This is a genomic window from Enterobacter sp. BNK-14 (assembly GCF_047456095.1).
In the GTDB taxonomy this organism is placed as follows: domain Bacteria; phylum Pseudomonadota; class Gammaproteobacteria; order Enterobacterales; family Enterobacteriaceae; genus Enterobacter; species Enterobacter kobei.
Genome location: NZ_CP179897.1, coordinates 3,221,627 through 3,240,100, shown reverse-complemented (window position 1 = coordinate 3,240,100; position 18,474 = coordinate 3,221,627). Strand labels below are relative to the sequence as shown.

Below are 18,474 nucleotides of genomic sequence, written 5' to 3'. Positions count from 1 at the left end.
CTATGGCTATCAGGAAAAGAGATATGGTTATGCACAGGTTTGCAGCTTTATTGCTGGTGCTTCTTCTCAGTGGCTGTAGCGCACTGCAGGGAACGCCGCAACCCGCTCCCCCGGTTGCCGATCACCCGCAGGAGATTCGTCGTAATCAGACAGAAGGATTACAACGAATGGGCACCGTCTCCGCGCTGGTTCGCGGTTCTCCGGATGACGCAGAAGAGGCAATAAAGGCACAAGCCGTCGCCGCCAAAGCAGATTATTACGTCATTATCATGGTCGATGAAACCATCATTACGGGGCAGTGGTATTCACAGGCCATTTTATACCGTCAGTAATGGTTTTCCTTTGAACGACATTTACACTGCTTTGCGTCCATAGACATTTTCCTGTCCACAATAAACTCCATGCCCGCGTCAATGGAAAGGAGTTTATTCGCGAAGGATTGCCCGGCGGATACCGGAGATATGTGAAATGGAGCTGACGATGAAACGAACTCTTGCTTTGACCTCTCTGTTGCTCTCAGCAGGCCTGGTGAGCACCACCGCGCAGTCAGCAGAATTTGCCAGCGCGGATTGCGTAACAGGTCTGAATGAAATAGGCCATATCTCCGTCAATAACATTTCGGGGAGCCCGCAAGATGTTGAACGTATCGTGGCATTAAAAGCCGATGAACAGGGTGCGTCATGGTATCGCATCATCCAGATGCAGGAAGATAACCATGTCGACCACTGGCGGGTACAGGCCATTCTCTACGTCTAAGAACCTTCCTGATAAAAGCCACTTATTTTTAGTGGCTTTTCGTTTTTGCAAGTTTTTTATCTTTTACAAAACCATATAAAAACAACTCAATAACATTTTGTTACACTAATTCAGTAAACGTAATCCCCGCTCTGCCGTTGAAGAACCATACCTTTTCAATGATGAGCAATTTATGATCAATCTTTTCCGCCGTGCGGGCCTCGGGACAAAGCTATCGCTGCTGACGGGCGTCAGTGTTGCCGTGCTGTTTCTGCTTTTCACTTTCCTGCTCAGCCAAAAAGCCAGCCAGCAGCTTGAAGCCCTCGCGGTAGAAGACCTGCATAACCAGTCCACCGGTATGGTCGATATGGTGCAAATGTTCAACACCAGCCTGAGTGAAGAAGTCGAAAGCTATACCAGACTGTTTACGACTTTTTTGCCCCAGCCATTTAGCGTCGATACGCTTCAGACCCGGACAATTAACGGGCTCAATGTTCCTCTGCTGAAAGGCGGGGACACGGAACTCCATGAAAATACCACTTTTTCTGACGACTTCCTGAACCGAACGGGGGCCATCTCCACGCTATTTGTTCGCAGCGGTAACGACTTTATTCGCGTCGCCACCTCCCTGCGTAAAGAGAATGGCGAGCGCGCAATGGGGACCGTTCTGGATACCTCCAGCCCGGCCTTTGCCGCCGCCAATAAAGGTGATGTCTACCGTGGCCTGGCGCTGCTGTTTGGCAAACGCTATATCACCCAGTACCAGCCGGTGAAAAACGCCGAAGGTCATGTCATTGCGATCGTCTTTGTCGGGGTGGACATTAGCCACTCCTGGAACGTCATGCGCGAGAAAATCCTCAACCGCCGCCTGGGCGAGAGCGGTCACTTCTTCGTGCTGGATCGCAGCAACGGCAAAACACGCGGGCAATACCTGTTCCACACCACGGAAGAGGGACAACTGCCGAAGTGGGACAGCGCGACACAACAGCAGCTTCTGGGTGATAAACCCGGCACCCTGGAGCGCGTAAGTGACGACGGACGGACGCTGAAAATGGCCTATACCCCGCTACCCGGCTGGAACTGGACTATCGTGGGCGAAGTGGATAAGTCAGTGCTGCTTTCAAGCGTCACCGCCATGCGCGATCGCTTCCTGCTGGCCGGTGTGGTCTTGTCAGTCCTCTTTGCAGGCCTGTTCGTGATCCTTATTCGCCGTATGCTGACGCAACCGCTGCGCAACGTGATCCAGCTTGCACGGCAGTATGCCGACGGCGATCTTCGCTCCAGCCTGCCCGTGACGCGCCGGGACGAGGTCGGACAGCTGATTGACGCCATTAACGGCATTGGCGGCGGGCTGCAAAAAATTGTTCTGCAGGTTCGCGAGGCTGCAGGTGAGATCCAGACGGGGACTAACGCGCTGGCCTCCGATACCGGCGAGATCTCAGAGCAGATCAACAAGCAGGCCAGCAGCGTGGAGGAGACCTCAGCCAGCATGGAGCAACTGGCCGCGACCGTACAGCAAAATGCCGCCAACATGGAGCAAACGCAGCAACTGGTGGGTGAAACCTCACGCGCGGTTCACGAGGGGGGTGAAACGGTAACCCATGCGGTTGCCACGATGGATGACATTCGCGAAGCGTCAAAACGTATCGAAGATATTACCCGCGTGATTGAGTCCATCGCGTTTCAGACCAATATTCTGGCGCTGAATGCGGCGGTAGAAGCGGCACGTGCAGGCGAGCACGGAAAAGGTTTTGCGGTGGTTGCCCAGGAAGTTCGCGCGCTGGCGGGCCGGAGCGCCAACGCGGTGAAAGAGATAGAACAGCTGATTGGCGATACGCTGAGAAAAGTGAGCGAAGGTCACGCGCTGTCTGAACAGACGCGTCTGGCTATGGATTCCATCATCGTTCATATCGATAACATCAGCCAGCTGGTCACCGAAATTAACCATGCATCGCGCGAGCAATCCGCGGGGATTGGCCAGGTGAATCTCGCCATGACCCACATTGGTGAAGCGTCACACATCAACGCCGATCGCGTCTCGCGCAGCGAACAAACCGCACACACGCTGCGCGAGAAAGGTTTACACCTTACCCAACTGGTCAGTCTGTTCCAGCTTAAACGCTAGCCAACCCTGCCCGTGGCGCGCAGCAGCAAATCGCTTTGCACCTGCTCGCTCATCAGCGTACCGCCACGGGTATCCAGCATCATGCGGCACCACGCCTGCGCCACGGGCGGCGATGCGTGCCGCAGCATCTGGCTCCCGGCTCCCAGCAAGAAAAGCTGCTGCGCGATCTCCCGCCCCTGCGCCTCCTGTGGTTTACGCAGCTTTTGCTGAAGCTGGCGCCAGCTACGGTCAAAGTGTCTGTCCTGCCCTTTGACCTGCGCAAACTCATCGGCCAGCAGGTCGTGGATCCCGGGCTGCTTCGTCAGCACGCGCAGCACGTCCAGGCACATGATATTGCCTGAGCCTTCCCAGATACTGTTCACCGGCATTTCGCGATACAGGCGGGGAAGCTCACTCTCCTCGCAGTACCCTACGCCGCCCAGCACCTCCATCGCCTCTGCCACAAACGGGATACCCGCTTTGCAGACGCTAAATTTCGCGGCCGGCGTAAACAGCCGTGCCCAGGCCGCCTCTTGCGGATCCACGCGTTTATCCCACGCGCGGGCGAGACGGAACAGCAGTGCCGTTTGCCCCTCCAGCATCAGCGCCATGCGGCTTAAGACCTCACGCATTAACGGCTGATCGATGAGATTTTTACCGAAGGTTTGCCGCTGATGAGCGTGGTACAACGCCACAGACAGCGCCCGGCGCATTAAACCATGGCTGCCCAGCGCGCAGTCGAAGCGCGTCAGACCGCCCATTTTGAGGATCTGCCGTACCCCTTCCCCTTCTTCCCCCAGCAGCCAGCCGGAGGCATCAAGAAACTCCGCCTCGCTGCTCGCGTTGGAGCGGTTCCCGAGCTTGTCCTTCAGGCGCTCCAGCCGTACGGCGTTACGTTGTCCGTCAGGTAAAAAGCGCGGGACAAAAAAGCAGGATAAGCCACCTTTTGCCTGAGCCAGCACCAGATGCGCATCACTCTGCGGGACGGAGAAAAACCATTTATGGCCTACCAGACGGTAGCTACCGTCGCTGCATTTTTCCGCTTTGGTGGTGTTGCTCAGGACATCGGATCCCCCCTGCTTTTCCGTCATCCCCATGCCGATCAGCAGCCCGCGTTTTTGCCCACCCGGCACGAGATGGGGATCGTAGCGATCGCTCATCAGCGGCGTTAACCATGCATGAAACGGTTTAGGTAGCGACTGTTGCAACAGCGGCGTGGCGGCGAAGGTCATGGTGACGGGGCAAAGCGTGCCGGCTTCAACCTGCGCATGCAAAACAAACCGGGCCGCTCTGGCCACAAAGGAACCTCTTCGCGCCTCCTCTTCCCACGCCAGGTTATGTACCCGGTTGGCACAGAGCCCCTGCATCAGGAGGTGCCAGGCGGGGTGAAAGCGAATATCGTCCAGCCGCTCTCCGGTGGCGTCGTAGCGTAACAGCTCCGGTGGGTTGACGTTGGCCAGCCTGCCCAGCTCCAGCGACTCTGCGGTCCCTAACTGCTGCCCGATACTGGCGAGCAGCTCGCTATCCCACTCGGCCCCCTCGCGGGAAACCGCGTCACGCAGGGCGCAGTCGGAGAGGAAAAGGTTGCTGTTTGAAAGCGGTGCCGGTTGATTGAAAACGGTATGGGTCTGCCAGTGCATGCTGTCTCCCTCCTTCAGTGGCAATGAGGATAAGTATGGACAGGCCGCGTGCACGCTGCATGGGAGGGGGGTCACAAGCTGGCGATCCCGCTGATATCATTCGTGAAATAGCTCACAGAACATAAGAATAAACTATTTCATCACTCCGCTTTTGTTGAATAATTTATTCTTACCCCTTTCAGTGAGGATCGTTATGCAACCGGATGCGCACAAGCGAGCATTAATTGCAGGCTCCATTGGTAACTTCATCGAGTGGTATGAGTTTGCGGTCTACGGTTTTATGGCGACCGTGATTGCCAGAAACTTCTTCCAGCTCGAGGGAGAAGCGGGACTGACCAGCCTGATCCTCACCTGGGCCTCGTTTGCTATCGCGTTCTTCTTCCGTCCCCTGGGTGCGGTGGTATTTGGCCGCATCGGCGACAGGATTGGCCGGAAACCGACGCTGATCATTGTGCTGGTACTGATGACGCTCGCCACCACAGCCATTGGTCTTGTGCCCGTCTACGCCAGCATAGGCATTGCCGCACCGCTGATCGTTACGCTGCTGCGCATTTTGCAGGGATTGTTCGCAGGCGGAGAGTACGGTGGTGCAGTTTCGTTGATGACAGAGTTCGCTCCACGCGGCAAGCGCGGTCTGTATGGCGCGTGGCAGTCCTTTACCGTGGCGCTCGGGCTGCTAGCGGGCGCGGGGATTGTGGCACTGCTCTCCGCCCTTCTCACGCCTGAGGCATTACATGACTGGGGCTGGCGTATTCCATTCTTCCTTGCGCTGCCGATGGGGGCTGTCGCGCTATGGCTGCGTGTGAGTATGGAAGAGACGCCGAGCTTTGTGCAGCAGAAGGAAAAACCGGTTGTGGCTCAGGCCAGCACCTCCGCCACGCTCAAAACGATTCTGATGGGCATTTGCCGGGTCATGGTCTGGTCGGCGGCAGGGTATACCTACCTGGTGATTATGCCAACCTATCTCCAGTCGGCGCTACACACCGGGTTTAATCAGGCACTGCTGATAGCGGTGATTTCGAATATCGGCTTTGCGCTGACCATCATTCCCTCGGGTATCCTGAGCGACAAGATTGGCCGCCGCACGGTGATGATGATTGCCACCGCCCTGCTGCTGATCCTCGCCCTGCCGCTGCTGAAAATGTTGCAGGCTGAGTCCGCCACGCTGGCCGTTAAAGCGATGGTGGTGCTAATTGCGGGCGGACTGGTGGGGATGCTGGCAGGACCGGGGCCGGCGATGCTGTCTGAAATGTTCCCGACGCGCGTGCGTTATACCGGTCTGGGGCTGGCGTATTCCCTGTCAAACGCGATCTTCTCGGGCTGTGCGGGACTGATTATTACCGGATTAATTAAAGAGACGGGCAACCTGGATATTCCGGCATATTACGTGATGGCAACGGCGGTGGTGAGTATTTTCGCGCTGATGACGCTGCGAAAGGATGACCATTTGCGGTCGTTAGAGGAGTGAGGTTGTTTTGCCGGGTGGCGGCTTCACCTTACCCGGCCTACAAAAACGCAGGCCCGGTAAGCGAAGCGCCATCGGGCGAAAATCAGCTACGCTGACGCACCGCTTCAAACAGGCAGATGCCCGTCGCCACAGACACGTTCAGGGACGACACGCTGCCCGCCATCGGGATGCTGATCAGCTCGTCGCAGTGCTCGCGCGTCAGACGGCGCATACCTTCACCTTCCGCCCCCATCACCAGCGCCAGACGTCCGGTCATTTTGCTCTGGTACAGAGTATGATCTGCCTCACCCGCGGTACCGACGATCCAGATATTCTCTTCCTGCAGCAGACGCATGGTACGCGCCAGGTTGGTTACGCGGATCAGCGGAACGTTTTCCGCTGCGCCGCAGGCCACTTTCTTCGCCGTCGCGTTCAACTGCGCGGAGCGATCTTTCGGTACAATCACAGCATGCACACCTGCCGCATCCGCGCTACGCAGGCATGCGCCGAGATTGTGCGGATCGGTTACGCCATCAAGGATCAGGAAGAACGGGTTATCCAGTGCGGCAATAAGATCCGGCAGATCGTTTTCCTGATACTGACGGCCCGGCTTCACGCGGGCAATAATGCCCTGGTGAACCGCGCCTTCACTTTTCTCATCCAGGTACTGACGGTTCGCCAGCTGGATCACCACGCCCTGCGCTTCCAGCGCGTGGATCAGCGGCATCAGACGTTTGTCTTCACGCCCTTTCAGAATAAACACTTCCTGAAAACGCTCCGGTGCGCGCTCGAGAAGGGCCTGCACCGCGTGGATGCCGTAAATCATTTCACTCATTGATGGTTCTCATTATGACTGTTCTTTCCCCTCTCCCCCCTGGGGAGAGGGTCAGGGTGAAGGGCGGAACTTACTCCGCCTGTTTTTTCTTCGCTGCACGTTTTGCTTTGGTGGCAGCAGCGATTTTCTGCGTCTTCGCAGAAGGTTTTTTCGCTGAGCGAGCGTCTTTCTTCGCCGCCTTCGGCTTTTGCTTCTTCTCGCCGCGGAACGCGCTGTCTGGCTCGAAGTTTACCTTCTTACCCGCCTGACGACGTTTACCGCCGCCCGGTTTACCGTTTCCGCCTTTTTTCGCCCGTTCACGCTCGGTTTTACCGACGTTACGCGGCGCACGCTCGCTGGAGATGAGGCTGAAGTCGATTTTACGGTCGTCCATATTCACGGCTTCAACTTTCACTTCCACACGGTCGCCCAGACGGTAGGTCTGGCCGCCCGATTCGCCAATCAGGCGTTGACCAACCTGGTCGAAGCGGTAGTAGTCGTTATCCAGGCTGGAGACGTGCACCAGACCGTCGATAAATAGCTCGTCCAGACGCACGAAGAAACCAAAGCCGGTCACGCTGGCAATCACGCCTTTAAAGACGTTGCCCACCTGGTCCAGCATAAAGTCACACTTCAGCCAGTCCGCTACGTCGCGCGTGGCTTCATCAGCACGACGCTCGGTCATGGAACAGTGCTGACCGAGCTGCAGCATCTCTTCCATCGAATAGTGGTAACCGCCGGTTTCGGTAGTGTTCCCTTTATGGCCCTGCTCCTGCGCCAGCAGATACTTGATCGCGCGGTGCAGAGAGAGGTCAGGATAGCGACGGATCGGCGAGGTGAAATGCGCGTAAGACTGCAGCGCCAGGCCGAAGTGTCCCCGGTTTTCCGGATCGTAAATCGCCTGCTTCATCGAACGCAACAGCATCGTCTGCAGCATTTCTGCGTCAGGACGGTCGCCAATGGACTCCAGCAGCTCGGCGTAATCGCGCGGTTCAGGCTTGTTGCCGCCAGGCAGCTCCAGACCCAGTTCCGCCAGTACTGAACGGAACGCGGTGATGGCTTCCGTTGACGGCTTATCGTGAATACGGAACAGCGCCGGCTCTTTGGCTTTCTCAACGAAACGCGCTGCCGAGATGTTCGCCAGGATCATACACTCTTCGATCAGCTTGTGCGCATCATTACGCTGGGTCTGCTCGATACGCTCAATGCGACGCTCTGCGTTGAAGATAAACTTCGCTTCTTCGCTCTCGAACGAGATCCCGCCGCGCTCTTCGCGTGCCTGATCCAGCGTTTTGTAGAGGTTATGCAGTTCTTCAATATGCTTGACCAGCGGCGCGTATTGTTCGCGCAGATCCTGGTCGCCCTGCAGCATATGCCAGACCTTGGTATAGGTCAGACGCGCATGGGAACTCATGACCGCTTCATAGAACTTGTAGCCGGTTAAGCGCCCTTTGGTGGAGATGGTCATCTCACACACCATACAGAGGCGATCAACCTGCGGGTTCAGGGAGCACAGGCCGTTAGAGAGCACTTCCGGCAGCATTGGTATTACCTGAGAGGGGAAATACACCGAGGTACCACGGCTGCGCGCTTCGTTATCCAGCGGGGTGTGCGGGCGAACATAGTAGCTCACGTCCGCAATCGCCACCCACAGACGCCATCCGCCACCGCGTTTTTTCTCACAGTAAACGGCATCATCGAAGTCGCGGGCATCTTCGCCATCAATGGTGACCAGCGGCAGGGAGCGCAGATCCACGCGGCCCACTTTGGACTCTTCCGGCACTTCTTCACGCAGACTTTCGATCTGATCTTCAACCGCTTTCGGCCAGATGTAGGGGATCTCATGGGTGCGCAATGCCATATCAACGGCCATGCCAGTGCCCATGTTATCGCCCAGGACTTCCACGATTTTACCAACCGCTTTGGTGCGACGCGTTGGGCGCTGAGTGAGTTCTACCACAACCACAAAGCCCATGCGTGCGCCCATCACCTCTTCAGGCGGGATCAGGATGTCAAAGCTCAGACGGCTGTCGTCCGGCACCACAAAGCCCACACCCGCATCAGTGAAGTAACGGCCAACAATCTGGCTGGTTTTTGGCACCAGTACGCGCACCACGCGCGCTTCCCGGCGACCTTTACGGTCAGCACCCAGCGGCTGCGCCAGGATCTGGTCGCCGTGGATACACATTTTCATCTGTTCAGATGACAGATACAGGTCATCTTTGCGGCCTTCCACGCGCAGGAAGCCAAAGCCATCACGGTGCCCAATCACGGTGCCTTTCAGCAAGTCGAGGCGTTCAGGCAGCGCGTAGCACTGGCGGCGGGTAAAGACCAGTTGCCCGTCGCGCTCCATGGCACGCAGGCGACGGCGAAGGGCTTCAATTTGCTCTTCACCTTCAATATTTAATTCAACGGCAAGTTCTTCACGATTGGCGGGTTTTTCGCGTTTTGTTAAGTGTTCAATGATGAACTCGCGGCTGGGGATAGGATTCGCGTATTTTTCGGCTTCGCGTTCCTGGAAAGGATCTTGTGACATGTCGGTTCCTCCGTTGTCAGCTCCGGTGGAAATTTTCTTCATTCCACCAGCAATAATTTATAAAGCGGTTGATTCTCTTCAACCAAATCGGCCAGCGTGTAGTTATCCAGTTCCTTGAGAAAACTTTGCACAGCCTTAGAAAGCGCCTGTTTCAGGCGGCAAGCGGGTGTAATGTGGCAAAACTCACTGCTGCAGTTCACCAGAGACAAGGGCTCCAGTTCGCGTACCACATCCCCGATGCGAATACTCTGCGCCGGTTTACCGAGACGGATCCCCCCATTCTTCCCGCGGACGGCAGCAACGTATCCGGCACGACTAAGTTGATTGATTATTTTGACCATATGATTACGAGATACGCCGTATACCTCCGTCACTTCAGAGATACTGGTCATCTTCCCATCGGGTAACGACGCCATGTAAATCAGCGCACGTAAGCCGTAATCGGTGAAACTTGTTAACTGCACATCAACCTCAGGAAAAAGGGAAAACGCGGTCAAACCGCAGAGATATTCATTAATGATGATAAACCAGCCAGATAGATAGCGGCTAATTTATTTGACAGACGGGGCGAAAAAGCGGAGATCCAGGAGCGGTCGCCGGATGGCGCTACGCTTATCCGGCCTACGAGTTTCCCCGCAGGCCAGCATTCACGAAGATTATGCGTCGAACGGGTCGCGCAGGATCATCGTTTCAGTACGATCCGGGCCGGTAGAAATAATATCGATCGGCACTTCGGTCAGTTCTTCAATACGCTTGATGTAATCCAGCGCCGCCTGTGGCAGGCCACTACGCTCTTTCACACCGAAAGTGGTCTCAGACCAGCCCGGCATGGTTTCGTAAATTGGCTCAATGCCTTCCCAGTCATCAGCGGCCAGCGGAGTCGTGGTCACTTCACGGCCGTCTGGCATACGGTAGCCGACGCAGATTTTCACTTCTTTCAGGCCGTCCAGCACGTCCAGCTTGGTCAGGCAGAAGCCAGACAGGGAGTTGATCTGCACGGCACGACGCACAGCAACCGCGTCCAGCCAGCCGGTACGACGACGACGACCGGTGGTCGCGCCAAACTCGTTACCCTGCTTGCAGAGGAACTCGCCGGTTTCATCGAACAGCTCGGTCGGGAATGGACCTGCCCCCACACGCGTGGAGTAAGCTTTAATGATGCCCAGAACGTAATCCACATAACGTGGACCCAGGCCAGAGCCGGTCGCCACGCCACCTGCGGTGGTGTTAGAAGAGGTTACGTACGGATAGGTACCGTGGTCGATGTCCAGCAGCGTACCCTGCGCACCTTCGAACATGACGAAATCGCCACGCTTGCGCGCCTGGTCCAGCAGATCGGACACATCAACAACCATACCGGTCAGAATGTCTGCAATCGCCATGACGTCATCCAGCACTTTCTGGTAGTCAACAGCGTCAACTTTGTAGAAGTTCACCAGCTGGAAGTTGTGATATTCCATCACTTCTTTCAGTTTTTCAGCGAAGGTGGCTTTGTCGAAGAGATCGCCCACGCGCAGACCGCGACGTGCCACTTTATCTTCATAAGCCGGGCCGATACCACGACCGGTCGTACCGATCGCTTTCGCACCACGTGCTTTCTCACGCGCGACGTCCAGTGCCACGTGATAATCCAGGATCAGCGGGCAGGCTTCGGAGAGCAGCAGACGCTCACGAACAGGGATACCACGGTCTTCCAGACCTTTCATCTCTTTCATCAGCGCAGCGGGAGACAGCACAACGCCGTTACCGATGATGCTGGTGACGTTTTCGCGAAGAATGCCTGATGGAATAAGATGGAGGACGGTTTTTTCACCGTTGATTACGAGAGTATGGCCTGCGTTGTGACCGCCCTGGTAGCGTACAACATATTTAGCCCGTTCAGTCAGAAGATCAACAATCTTCCCTTTACCTTCGTCACCCCATTGGGTGCCCAGTACGACGACGTTGTTACCCATTTTTTTCAAAATCACCGTTTGCTTAAAAATGGATTCTACCATCGCTTTTTCAGATATACAGCACTTTTTGACCTCAAAATACGCCAAATCCGACCACTTTTTGATCAGCCAATCGTTTTCCTCAACATGTAGTAGATCACGATGCCAGCAACCACAAGTCCACCGCCGAAACGGCGCAAAATATTATCCGGAAGTTGGCTCATGGTCGCGATCATGCGGCGCCAGGCACGCGGATAAAGCATCGGTCCCAGGCCTTCCAGCACTAACACCAGGGCCAGCGCCAGCCAAATGGTTGAATTCATTTTTATTCCTTATAAAAGAAAACCACCGCTCCGGAAGGAGCGGTGGTTTGAATACTCAAACGTGCCAGAGTTTATCGTGTTGCGTTAGTCGGCGTCTTCATATAACGGAAGAAATCGCTGTCCGGGCTGAGCACCATCACATCCTGGTTGCTCTGGAAGCTATTCTCGTAAGCACGCAGGCTACGGATAAAGGCGTAGAAGTCGGGATCCTGGCTGAAGGCATCAGCGAACAGCTTCGCCGCTTCCGCATCACCTTCACCGCGCAGAATACGGCCCTGACGCTCAGATTCCGCCAGCGTCTTGGTAACTTCGTAGTCCGCTGCCGCACGCAGCTTCTCAGCCTCTTCCTGGCCTTGTGAACGGTGGCGACGGGCTACCGCTTCACGCTCGGCGCGCATACGGTTGTAGATCGCTTCGGACACTTCAGCTGGCAGGTTGATCTGCTTGATACGCACGTCAACCACTTCGATACCCAGCGCAGCCATACTGTTCGGGTTGATCACCGGCACTTTACCGTTGGTTTCAGCCTGAACGCGTTCAGCTGCTTTCGCAATCGCGTCATCCGCTGCTGGCGTTTCCACTTCGTCTTCCGTGCCCGCTGTACCGGAATTCAGCGCATCGCGCACTTCCAGGGTCAGACGACCGCGGGAGTCGGTCACGATGTCTTTCACATCCAGACGACCAATTTCAGAACGCAGACGGTCAGAGAACTTACGTTTCAGCAGCACTTCCGCCTGAGAAACGTCGCCACCGCCGGTGGCCAGGAAGTAACGGCTGAAATCGCTGATGCGCCATTTGATGTAGGAATCAACGATCAGGTCTTTCTTCTCTTTGGTCACGAAACGGTCAGCCTGGTTATCCATAGTCTGGATACGCGCATCCAGCGTTTTCACTGACTGAATGAACGGCACCTTGAAGTGCAGACCCGGTTCGTAAATCACCGGACGTTTGTCACTGTCACGCACGACGCTGCTGAACTGGAACTTGATCCCACGCTCGCCCTCTTTCACCACAAAGATCGAGGTATACAGCACGACCAGTACGATGACGATGATCGCAATAACTGACTTACGCATCCTTATTCCCCCTGACGCTGGTAGTCGTTACGCTGCGCGTTAGCACGGCGTTGGTCCATAATGTCACCATCGTTCGAAGAAGGCGTTGTGTTCGCGCTGGCGCTGCCCGATGACGCTGGCGGCAGACGCAGCAGGTTGTTCGCTCCGCTGGTGTCTTTCGCGGCCGGTGCAGAACCGCCCTTCAGCATCTGATCCAGCGGCAGCACCATCAGGTTTCCACCTTTGCTGTCGTTAACCAACACTTTGCGGGTATGGCTCAGCACTTTTTCCATGGTCTCGATATAGAGACGCTCACGGGTAATTTCTGGCGCTGCTTTATATTCCGGCAGAATCTTCGCGAAGCGAGCCACTTCACCCTGTGCTTCCAGGATGGTCTGCGTCTTATACGCGCGTGCTTCTTCCAGAATACGCTGCGCCTGACCGTTAGCACGTGGCTGAACTTCGTTGGTGTACGCTTCCGCTTCACGGATGTACTGCTGTTCGTTTTCACGGGCAGCAATTGCATCATCAAATGCGGCCTTCACCTCTTCCGGCGGACGAGCAGCCTGGAAGTTAACGTCCAGCAGGGTGATACCCATGTTGTACGGACGAATGGTCTCCTCCAGCTCGCGCTGGGTATCGCTACGAATAACGGTACGACCTTCGGTCAGAATGCGGTCCATGGTGTATTTACCAATCACACCACGCAGGGCGCTGTCAGTCGCCTGACGCAGGCTGTCATCGGCGCTGGTTACGCTAAACAGATAACGTTCAGGATCGGTCACGCGGTACTGGACGTTCATCTCAACGCGTACCACGTTCTCATCAGACGTCAGCATCACGCCAGAGGCGGCCAGTTCACGGACGGACTCCACGTTTACCGCTGTCACGTCGTCAATGAAGGTCGGCTTCCAGTTCAGGCCCGGCTCAACCAGATGGCTGAACTTACCGAAACGGGTGACCACGCCGCGTTCTGCTTCTTTAATGGTGTAGAACCCGCTGGCTGCCCAGATGATTACCACCGCAGCGGCCACAATGCCCACTACGCGGCCACCCATTGGCGGGCGCGGACTCTGAGTGGAATTCCCCCCTGAGCCAGAACCTTTTCCTCCGCCCAGGCCACCAAGCTTTTTGCTCAGCTTGCGGAAGATATCATCCAGATCCGGCGGCCCCTGCTCGCGACCACCTTTGTTGCCATTTCCCCCAGAGTTGCCGCCTTGATTATTGCTGCTTCCCCACGGGTCGCGGTCTTGTCCGTTATTACCGGGCTGATTCCACGCCATGTATATGCTCCATATTTGTTATGCAAGGGCGAATTTTTCAGGCTTCCCCTTTCTGATCAGACGATATAGTCCGCCAGCGCAGGTTCTTGTTTACAGAGGCGACGCCAGTCAACGATCGGCATACGCACCTGCATCCCCACGCTGCCGTCATCCTCCATCCACTCTTTTTCTATCGCCTGAAGCTGATAAAACCGGCTGCGCAGCCTGCCTTCCTGTGGCGGCAGGCGCAGCGTGTGCTGCGCTACCTCACCGGAAAGACGTTCTGTCAAAGCCTGGAAAAGCAGTGGCACACCAATACCGGTCTGAGCAGAAAGCCAGACCCGAATCGGTTTGTTCTCTTCATCTCGGTCGATACGCGGTTCGAAATCCTCCAGCATATCGATCTTGTTCATCACCAACAGCGTGGGAATTTCGTGGGCATCAATCTCTTCCAGCACCACGTTCACCGCGTCGATGTTCTCCTGCACGCGTACGTCAGCCGCATCAATCACGTGCAGCAGCAGGGTCGCCTGTCGCGTCTCCTGCAACGTCGCTTTAAACGCCGCCACCAGATCGTGTGGCAAATGGCGGATAAACCCTACGGTATCCGCCAGCACCGTTTCACCCACGTCTGCTACGTCAATACGACGCAGCGTAGGGTCCAGGGTCGCAAACAGCTGGTCTGCGGCATAAACCTGGGCCTCGGTTATCTGGTTAAACAGGGTAGATTTACCGGCGTTGGTATAACCCACCAGCGACACGGTCGGGATGTCAGCTTTGGTTCGCGCCCGACGCCCCTGTTCACGCTGTTTCTCTACACGTTCCAGACGCGAGAGGATCTGGGTAATACGGCCACGCAGTAAACGACGGTCGGTTTCGAGCTGGGTTTCACCCGGACCGCGCAAACCGATCCCGCCTTTTTGTCTTTCAAGGTGGGTCCAGCCACGCACCAGACGCGTCGCCAGATGGCGCAGCTGTGCAAGCTCAACCTGCAATTTCCCTTCATGGGTACGTGCACGCTGAGCAAAAATGTCTAAAATCAATCCCGTGCGGTCGATCACACGGCATTCGCAGAGAGCTTCCAGGTTGCGCTCCTGGGCTGGAGACAGCGCATGATCAAACAACACGACTGACGCGCCGGTTGCTTTTACGGCATCCGCAATTTCTACTGCTTTACCTTCACCAACAAAATACTTTGGGTGCGGCGCTTTACGGCTACCGGTAATCACCTGCATTGCTTCGACACCGGCGGAAGAGACCAGAGATTCAAACTCCTGGAGATCTTCCATATCTTTGTCTTGCGAAAAATAGATGTGTACCAGCACCGCCTGCTCACCGGCATCATAACGGTCAAACAAGCGTAAACCTCTCTAAAAAGATCAGCGGGGAACGCAGGATCCCTGGCTCCCCGTGTGGATAACAGCTGAAACCTTATTCGGTTTCGTCGCTGTCCTGCGCTGGCGTTGAAGAACCCTGCGCGTTGCTGCCATGATGGTAGTTACTGCCAGTGCCGCCGCCAGCGTTATTGCTGTGATGAGAGACTGGACGGGACGGAACAACAGTAGAGATAGCGTGCTTGTAGACCATCTGACTGACCGTGTTTTTCAACAGGATCACAAACTGATCGAAAGACTCAATCTGACCTTGCAGCTTAATACCATTCACCAAATAAATAGAAACTGGAACACGTTCCCGACGCAATGCGTTCAGGAACGGATCTTGTAAAGATTGCCCCTTAGCCATTCTATCTTTTCCTTATATGCTTGTTTTGTACTTAGAACCTTGCGATTCTGAAAAATTGCGCACGATACGTCTCAATTGTACACATTCAGTGGGCGATATCACCAACAACCTCAATCACCTCGTTTAACGCCTGTTGCGGTTTTTCACTGTCTAACCAGTGAACTCCCTCCCAACCGCGCAACCAGGTGATCTGGCGCTTCGCTAACTGTCTCGTGGCGCAAACACCTCGATAAACCATTTCATCGTATGAAATCTCACCTTCAAGATACGACCACATCTGGCGGTATCCCACACAACGAACGGAAGGCATATCCGTATGCAAATCTCCACGGGCAAATAGCGCCCGCACTTCTGCTTCAAAATCTGAAGCTAACATCTGATGAAAACGCTGCTCAATTCGTTGATGGAGCAGTTCACGGCTCGCCGGGGCGATGGCGAACTGATGCACCTGATACGGCAGAGCGTCTCCTGACGTTTGCGTCAGTTCCGTTAAAGTTTTACCCGAAATGAAAAAAACTTCCAGTGCCCGGGAAAGCCTTTGCGGATCATTTGGATGGATTCGCGCTGCCGCAACCGGGTCAATCTCTGCCAGTTGCTTATGCAACACGTCCCATCCCTGCTCTGCCGCCTGTTGCTCAATCTTTGCTCTCACGTCAGGATCTGCGGAAGGTAAAGGTGATAATCCTTCCAGCAGCGCCTTAAAGTAGAGCATGGTGCCGCCAACCAACAGCGGTATACGTCCCGCCGCCGTAATCTCGGCCATCTCGGCTAAGGCATCCCGGCGGAAATCCGCTGCGGAGTAAGCCTCTGCCGGGTCGAGAATATCCAGCAAACGGTGCGGTGCCGCACGCAGTTCTTCTGCGCCAGGCTTCGCCGTACCAATGTCCATCCCCCGATAGATGAGGGCGGAATCAACGCTAATCAACTCTACAGGCAAAACTTTGCGTAACTCAATGGCTAACGCCGTTTTGCCGGAGGCCGTTGGGCCCATTAAAAAAATTGCCTTTGGCAGGCTCGCCTTACTTACGTCAGTCATGTTTCAGGGCGGTCATCGCCGTTTTCAAATCAACAGGTTGTAATAACCCACCCGGCGGCGCTTTCACCAGCTGTGGGCAGAGGCGTTCGACCTCCGCCAGCACGGTAATCGCCTGCGCCATACTCCACGGTGTATGTTCGCTGGCCAGATGGCGAGCGATCCACTGCGCGGTGTTGGCGGCCTCAAACGATGTTTGCTGCGCCAGGTAGCCTATCAGTTCAGGAATCAAGTTTTGTAAATTTTGTTGGCGTAAGGGTAAAGGCACTGCGCGAATTGTCACATGTTGTGGTTCGAGCACCATTTCAATGCCCATTTGCGCCAGTAGGGCCTCTGTACGCTGCAATACCCGCGTTTCTTCAGCGGATATTTTCAGACGAACCGGGATCAATAACGGCTGCGCACAGGCCGCATTTTCCCCTGGCGTCAGTTGCGCCTGTTTGAGCCAGCGTTCGGCAACCGGTAACGCCAGAAGCTGCAATTTGCCGTCGCGTTCTAGCAATGCCATATCCGGTGCGATAATCGTCAGCACTCGCCCGAAACTCTGGCTGTGCCCTTCAAGGGACGGTGTCGCCACTGCAACGTGATCTTTGCGCTCAACAGCAGGCGTTTCCAGCAACTTACGGTACAACGCCCCCTGCTGCTTTTGATAGCCGGGTTGAGCGTTCGGATAGTTTGCTCCCGTCGGACGCGTCGTGCTCGCACCGGTTGAGAATCGAGGCGTTTCCAGCTCTCGCGCGACAGCGGGCTGCGCAAAATGGTTGCGGCCCGCAGCGACACGGTTTTCCGGGATGGGACGCGGTGAGGAATCGTCTTTTTCCAGCGGCAATGCAGGCTCAACCTGCTGTTGCAATACGCTCAGTACGCCCTGATAGATAAAATCATGCACCAGACGCGACTGATGGAAGCGCACCTCATGCTTGGCGGGGTGAACGTTAACATCGACCTGATGCGGATCGATCTCCAGATAAAGCACAAAAGCCGGTTGCTGATCGGCCCCAAGCTTGTCTTCACAGGCCTGACGAATGGCGTGGTTAATGAGGCGGTCGCGCATCATGCGGCCATTCACGTAGCAATACTGAATTTCAGAGAAAGCCGCACTGCTGGCGTTCGGGTCGGCCACCCAGCCACGTAAAGCGAGATCGCCATGCTGCCACTCTATCGCCAGCGCCTGTTCCAGAAATGGCGTTCCGCAGATAGCCCCTAAACGGCGCTCTTTCTGCCCGCCTTCCGCCACCGCGCGATACTGGCGCATCACCTTGCCGTTATGGCTGAGATTAATGGTGACGTCAAAACGCGCCAGCGCGATACGACGAATGATCTCGTCGATATGGCCGAATTCGGTTTTTTCGGTACGCATAAACTTGCGTCGGGCGGGGGTGTTGTAGAACAGATCCAGCACTTCCAGCGTGGTACCGACAGGATGCGCCGCGGGTTTAACCGTCACATCCATGTCGCGTCCTTCGGCGTATGCCTGCCAGGCTTCCTGCTGTTCAGCGGTACGAGAGGTCAACGTCAGGCGGGAAACCGAGCTAATACTGGCGAGCGCCTCGCCGCGAAAGCCGAGGCTGATTATCGCTTCAAGATCGTCCAGAGAGGCAATTTTACTGGTGGCATGACGCGCCAGCGCCAGCGCCAGCTCGTCTTTTTTTATCCCACAGCCGTTATCGCGAATGCGGATAAGTTTCGCCCCGCCGCGTTCGATATCAATATCAATGCGGGTAGCTCCCGCATCGAGGCTGTTTTCCACCAGTTCCTTCACCACCGATGCAGGACGTTCCACCACCTCACCGGCGGCGATTTGGTTCGCAAGCTGCGGCGGTAGAACCTGAATCGGCATGATGTCTC

16 protein-coding genes are annotated in these 18,474 nt (G+C 55.8%); 4 read left to right on the top strand and 12 right to left on the bottom strand.

The genetic code is table 11. The annotated features are described in order from the left end of the window. Positions 1-2: 2 nt before the first annotated feature. The 3 genes from bsmA (at position 3) to ACMGGM_RS15410 (ending at position 2,860) form a co-directional block, all read left to right on the top strand. A complete protein-coding gene (gene bsmA, locus ACMGGM_RS15420; RefSeq protein WP_014882237.1) occupies positions 3-332 on the top strand; it encodes a biofilm peroxide resistance protein BsmA in 330 nt (109 codons plus the stop codon). 136 nt (positions 333-468) lie between these two features. Beyond that, a complete protein-coding gene (yjfN, locus tag ACMGGM_RS15415; RefSeq protein ID WP_023331857.1) occupies positions 469-756 on the top strand; it encodes a DUF1471 family protease activator YjfN in 288 nt (95 codons plus the stop codon). Between the two features lie 172 nt (positions 757-928). Beyond that, a complete protein-coding gene (locus ACMGGM_RS15410; protein ID WP_063614397.1) occupies positions 929-2,860 on the top strand; it encodes a methyl-accepting chemotaxis protein in 1,932 nt (643 codons plus the stop codon). Here ACMGGM_RS15410 and ACMGGM_RS15405 read toward each other — a convergent pair. After that, positions 2,857-4,479 (bottom strand): isovaleryl-CoA dehydrogenase, encoded by a 1,623-nt coding sequence (locus ACMGGM_RS15405; RefSeq protein WP_045134422.1) that lies wholly within the window; start codon positions 4,477-4,479, stop codon positions 2,857-2,859. The genes ACMGGM_RS15410 and ACMGGM_RS15405 overlap by 4 nt on opposite strands. 193 nt (positions 4,480-4,672) lie before the next feature. Here ACMGGM_RS15405 and ACMGGM_RS15400 point away from each other — a divergent pair, with 193 nt between their 5' ends. Then, positions 4,673-5,947 (top strand): MFS transporter, encoded by a 1,275-nt coding sequence (locus ACMGGM_RS15400; protein WP_045134423.1) that lies wholly within the window; start codon positions 4,673-4,675, stop codon positions 5,945-5,947. Positions 5,948-6,029: 82 nt separating this feature from the next. Here the strand turns inward: ACMGGM_RS15400 and rlmB are convergent, their stop codons facing one another. From rlmB to mutL, 11 genes are all read right to left on the bottom strand, one after another. After that, the gene (rlmB, locus tag ACMGGM_RS15395; protein WP_023331853.1) at positions 6,030-6,761 is read right to left on the bottom strand and encodes a 23S rRNA (guanosine(2251)-2'-O)-methyltransferase RlmB; all 732 of its coding nucleotides are present in this window, start codon (positions 6,759-6,761) and stop codon (positions 6,030-6,032) included. Between the two features lie 70 nt (positions 6,762-6,831). Continuing rightward, positions 6,832-9,276, bottom strand: a complete 2,445-nt coding sequence (gene rnr, locus ACMGGM_RS15390) for a ribonuclease R (protein ID WP_014882231.1) — start codon at positions 9,274-9,276, stop codon at positions 6,832-6,834. A 38-nt stretch (positions 9,277-9,314) separates the two neighbouring features. Continuing rightward, on the bottom strand, positions 9,315-9,740 hold the full coding sequence (nsrR, locus tag ACMGGM_RS15385; protein WP_014882230.1) for a nitric oxide-sensing transcriptional repressor NsrR: 426 nt from the start codon (positions 9,738-9,740) through the stop codon (positions 9,315-9,317). Between the two features lie 192 nt (positions 9,741-9,932). Continuing rightward, complete coding sequence (locus ACMGGM_RS15380; RefSeq protein WP_023619490.1) at positions 9,933-11,231, bottom strand: adenylosuccinate synthase; 1,299 nt, start codon at positions 11,229-11,231, stop codon at positions 9,933-9,935. 104 nt (positions 11,232-11,335) lie between these two features. Continuing rightward, complete coding sequence (locus ACMGGM_RS15375) at positions 11,336-11,533, bottom strand: DUF2065 domain-containing protein (RefSeq protein ID WP_003855996.1); 198 nt, start codon at positions 11,531-11,533, stop codon at positions 11,336-11,338. A gap of 71 nt (positions 11,534-11,604) precedes the next feature. Further along, positions 11,605-12,609, bottom strand: a complete 1,005-nt coding sequence (gene hflC / locus ACMGGM_RS15370; RefSeq protein WP_013095290.1) for a protease modulator HflC — start codon at positions 12,607-12,609, stop codon at positions 11,605-11,607. 2 nt (positions 12,610-12,611) lie between these two features. Next, positions 12,612-13,871 (bottom strand): FtsH protease activity modulator HflK, encoded by a 1,260-nt coding sequence (hflK, locus tag ACMGGM_RS15365; RefSeq protein ID WP_014882229.1) that lies wholly within the window; start codon positions 13,869-13,871, stop codon positions 12,612-12,614. Positions 13,872-13,927: 56 nt separating this feature from the next. Then, positions 13,928-15,208: a ribosome rescue GTPase HflX gene (hflX, locus tag ACMGGM_RS15360; protein WP_014882228.1), complete on the bottom strand. Its 1,281-nt coding sequence runs from the start codon at positions 15,206-15,208 to the stop codon at positions 13,928-13,930. A gap of 73 nt (positions 15,209-15,281) precedes the next feature. Then, complete coding sequence (gene hfq, locus ACMGGM_RS15355; RefSeq protein ID WP_008502919.1) at positions 15,282-15,593, bottom strand: RNA chaperone Hfq; 312 nt, start codon at positions 15,591-15,593, stop codon at positions 15,282-15,284. A gap of 85 nt (positions 15,594-15,678) precedes the next feature. After that, complete coding sequence (gene miaA, locus ACMGGM_RS15350) at positions 15,679-16,629, bottom strand: tRNA (adenosine(37)-N6)-dimethylallyltransferase MiaA (protein ID WP_032629682.1); 951 nt, start codon at positions 16,627-16,629, stop codon at positions 15,679-15,681. Then, complete coding sequence (gene mutL / locus ACMGGM_RS15345; RefSeq protein ID WP_063943833.1) at positions 16,622-18,466, bottom strand: DNA mismatch repair endonuclease MutL; 1,845 nt, start codon at positions 18,464-18,466, stop codon at positions 16,622-16,624. Before mutL ends, miaA begins: the two co-directional genes overlap by 8 nt. Positions 18,467-18,474 lie beyond the last annotated feature (8 nt).

What these genes read in the sequence shown, in the direction of transcription:
- rnr (WP_014882231.1), bottom strand. Translation starts at nt 9,276, where the DNA reads ATGTCACAAGATCCTTTCCAGGAACGCGAAGCCGAAAAATACGCGAAT.
- ACMGGM_RS15410 (WP_063614397.1), top strand. Translation starts at nt 929, where the DNA reads ATGATCAATCTTTTCCGCCGTGCGGGCCTCGGGACAAAGCTATCGCTG.
- ACMGGM_RS15405 (WP_045134422.1), bottom strand. Translation starts at nt 4,479, where the DNA reads ATGCACTGGCAGACCCATACCGTTTTCAATCAACCGGCACCGCTTTCA.
- yjfN (WP_023331857.1), top strand. Translation starts at nt 469, where the DNA reads ATGGAGCTGACGATGAAACGAACTCTTGCTTTGACCTCTCTGTTGCTC.
- ACMGGM_RS15400 (WP_045134423.1), top strand. Translation starts at nt 4,673, where the DNA reads ATGCAACCGGATGCGCACAAGCGAGCATTAATTGCAGGCTCCATTGGT.
- hflK (WP_014882229.1), bottom strand. Translation starts at nt 13,871, where the DNA reads ATGGCGTGGAATCAGCCCGGTAATAACGGACAAGACCGCGACCCGTGG.
- ACMGGM_RS15380 (WP_023619490.1), bottom strand. Translation starts at nt 11,231, where the DNA reads ATGGGTAACAACGTCGTCGTACTGGGCACCCAATGGGGTGACGAAGGT.
- ACMGGM_RS15375 (WP_003855996.1), bottom strand. Translation starts at nt 11,533, where the DNA reads ATGAATTCAACCATTTGGCTGGCGCTGGCCCTGGTGTTAGTGCTGGAA.
- bsmA (WP_014882237.1), top strand. Translation starts at nt 3, where the DNA reads ATGGCTATCAGGAAAAGAGATATGGTTATGCACAGGTTTGCAGCTTTA.
- hfq (WP_008502919.1), bottom strand. Translation starts at nt 15,593, where the DNA reads ATGGCTAAGGGGCAATCTTTACAAGATCCGTTCCTGAACGCATTGCGT.
- hflC (WP_013095290.1), bottom strand. Translation starts at nt 12,609, where the DNA reads ATGCGTAAGTCAGTTATTGCGATCATCGTCATCGTACTGGTCGTGCTG.
- mutL (WP_063943833.1), bottom strand. Translation starts at nt 18,466, where the DNA reads ATGCCGATTCAGGTTCTACCGCCGCAGCTTGCGAACCAAATCGCCGCC.
- rlmB (WP_023331853.1), bottom strand. Translation starts at nt 6,761, where the DNA reads ATGAGTGAAATGATTTACGGCATCCACGCGGTGCAGGCCCTTCTCGAG.
- miaA (WP_032629682.1), bottom strand. Translation starts at nt 16,629, where the DNA reads ATGACTGACGTAAGTAAGGCGAGCCTGCCAAAGGCAATTTTTTTAATG.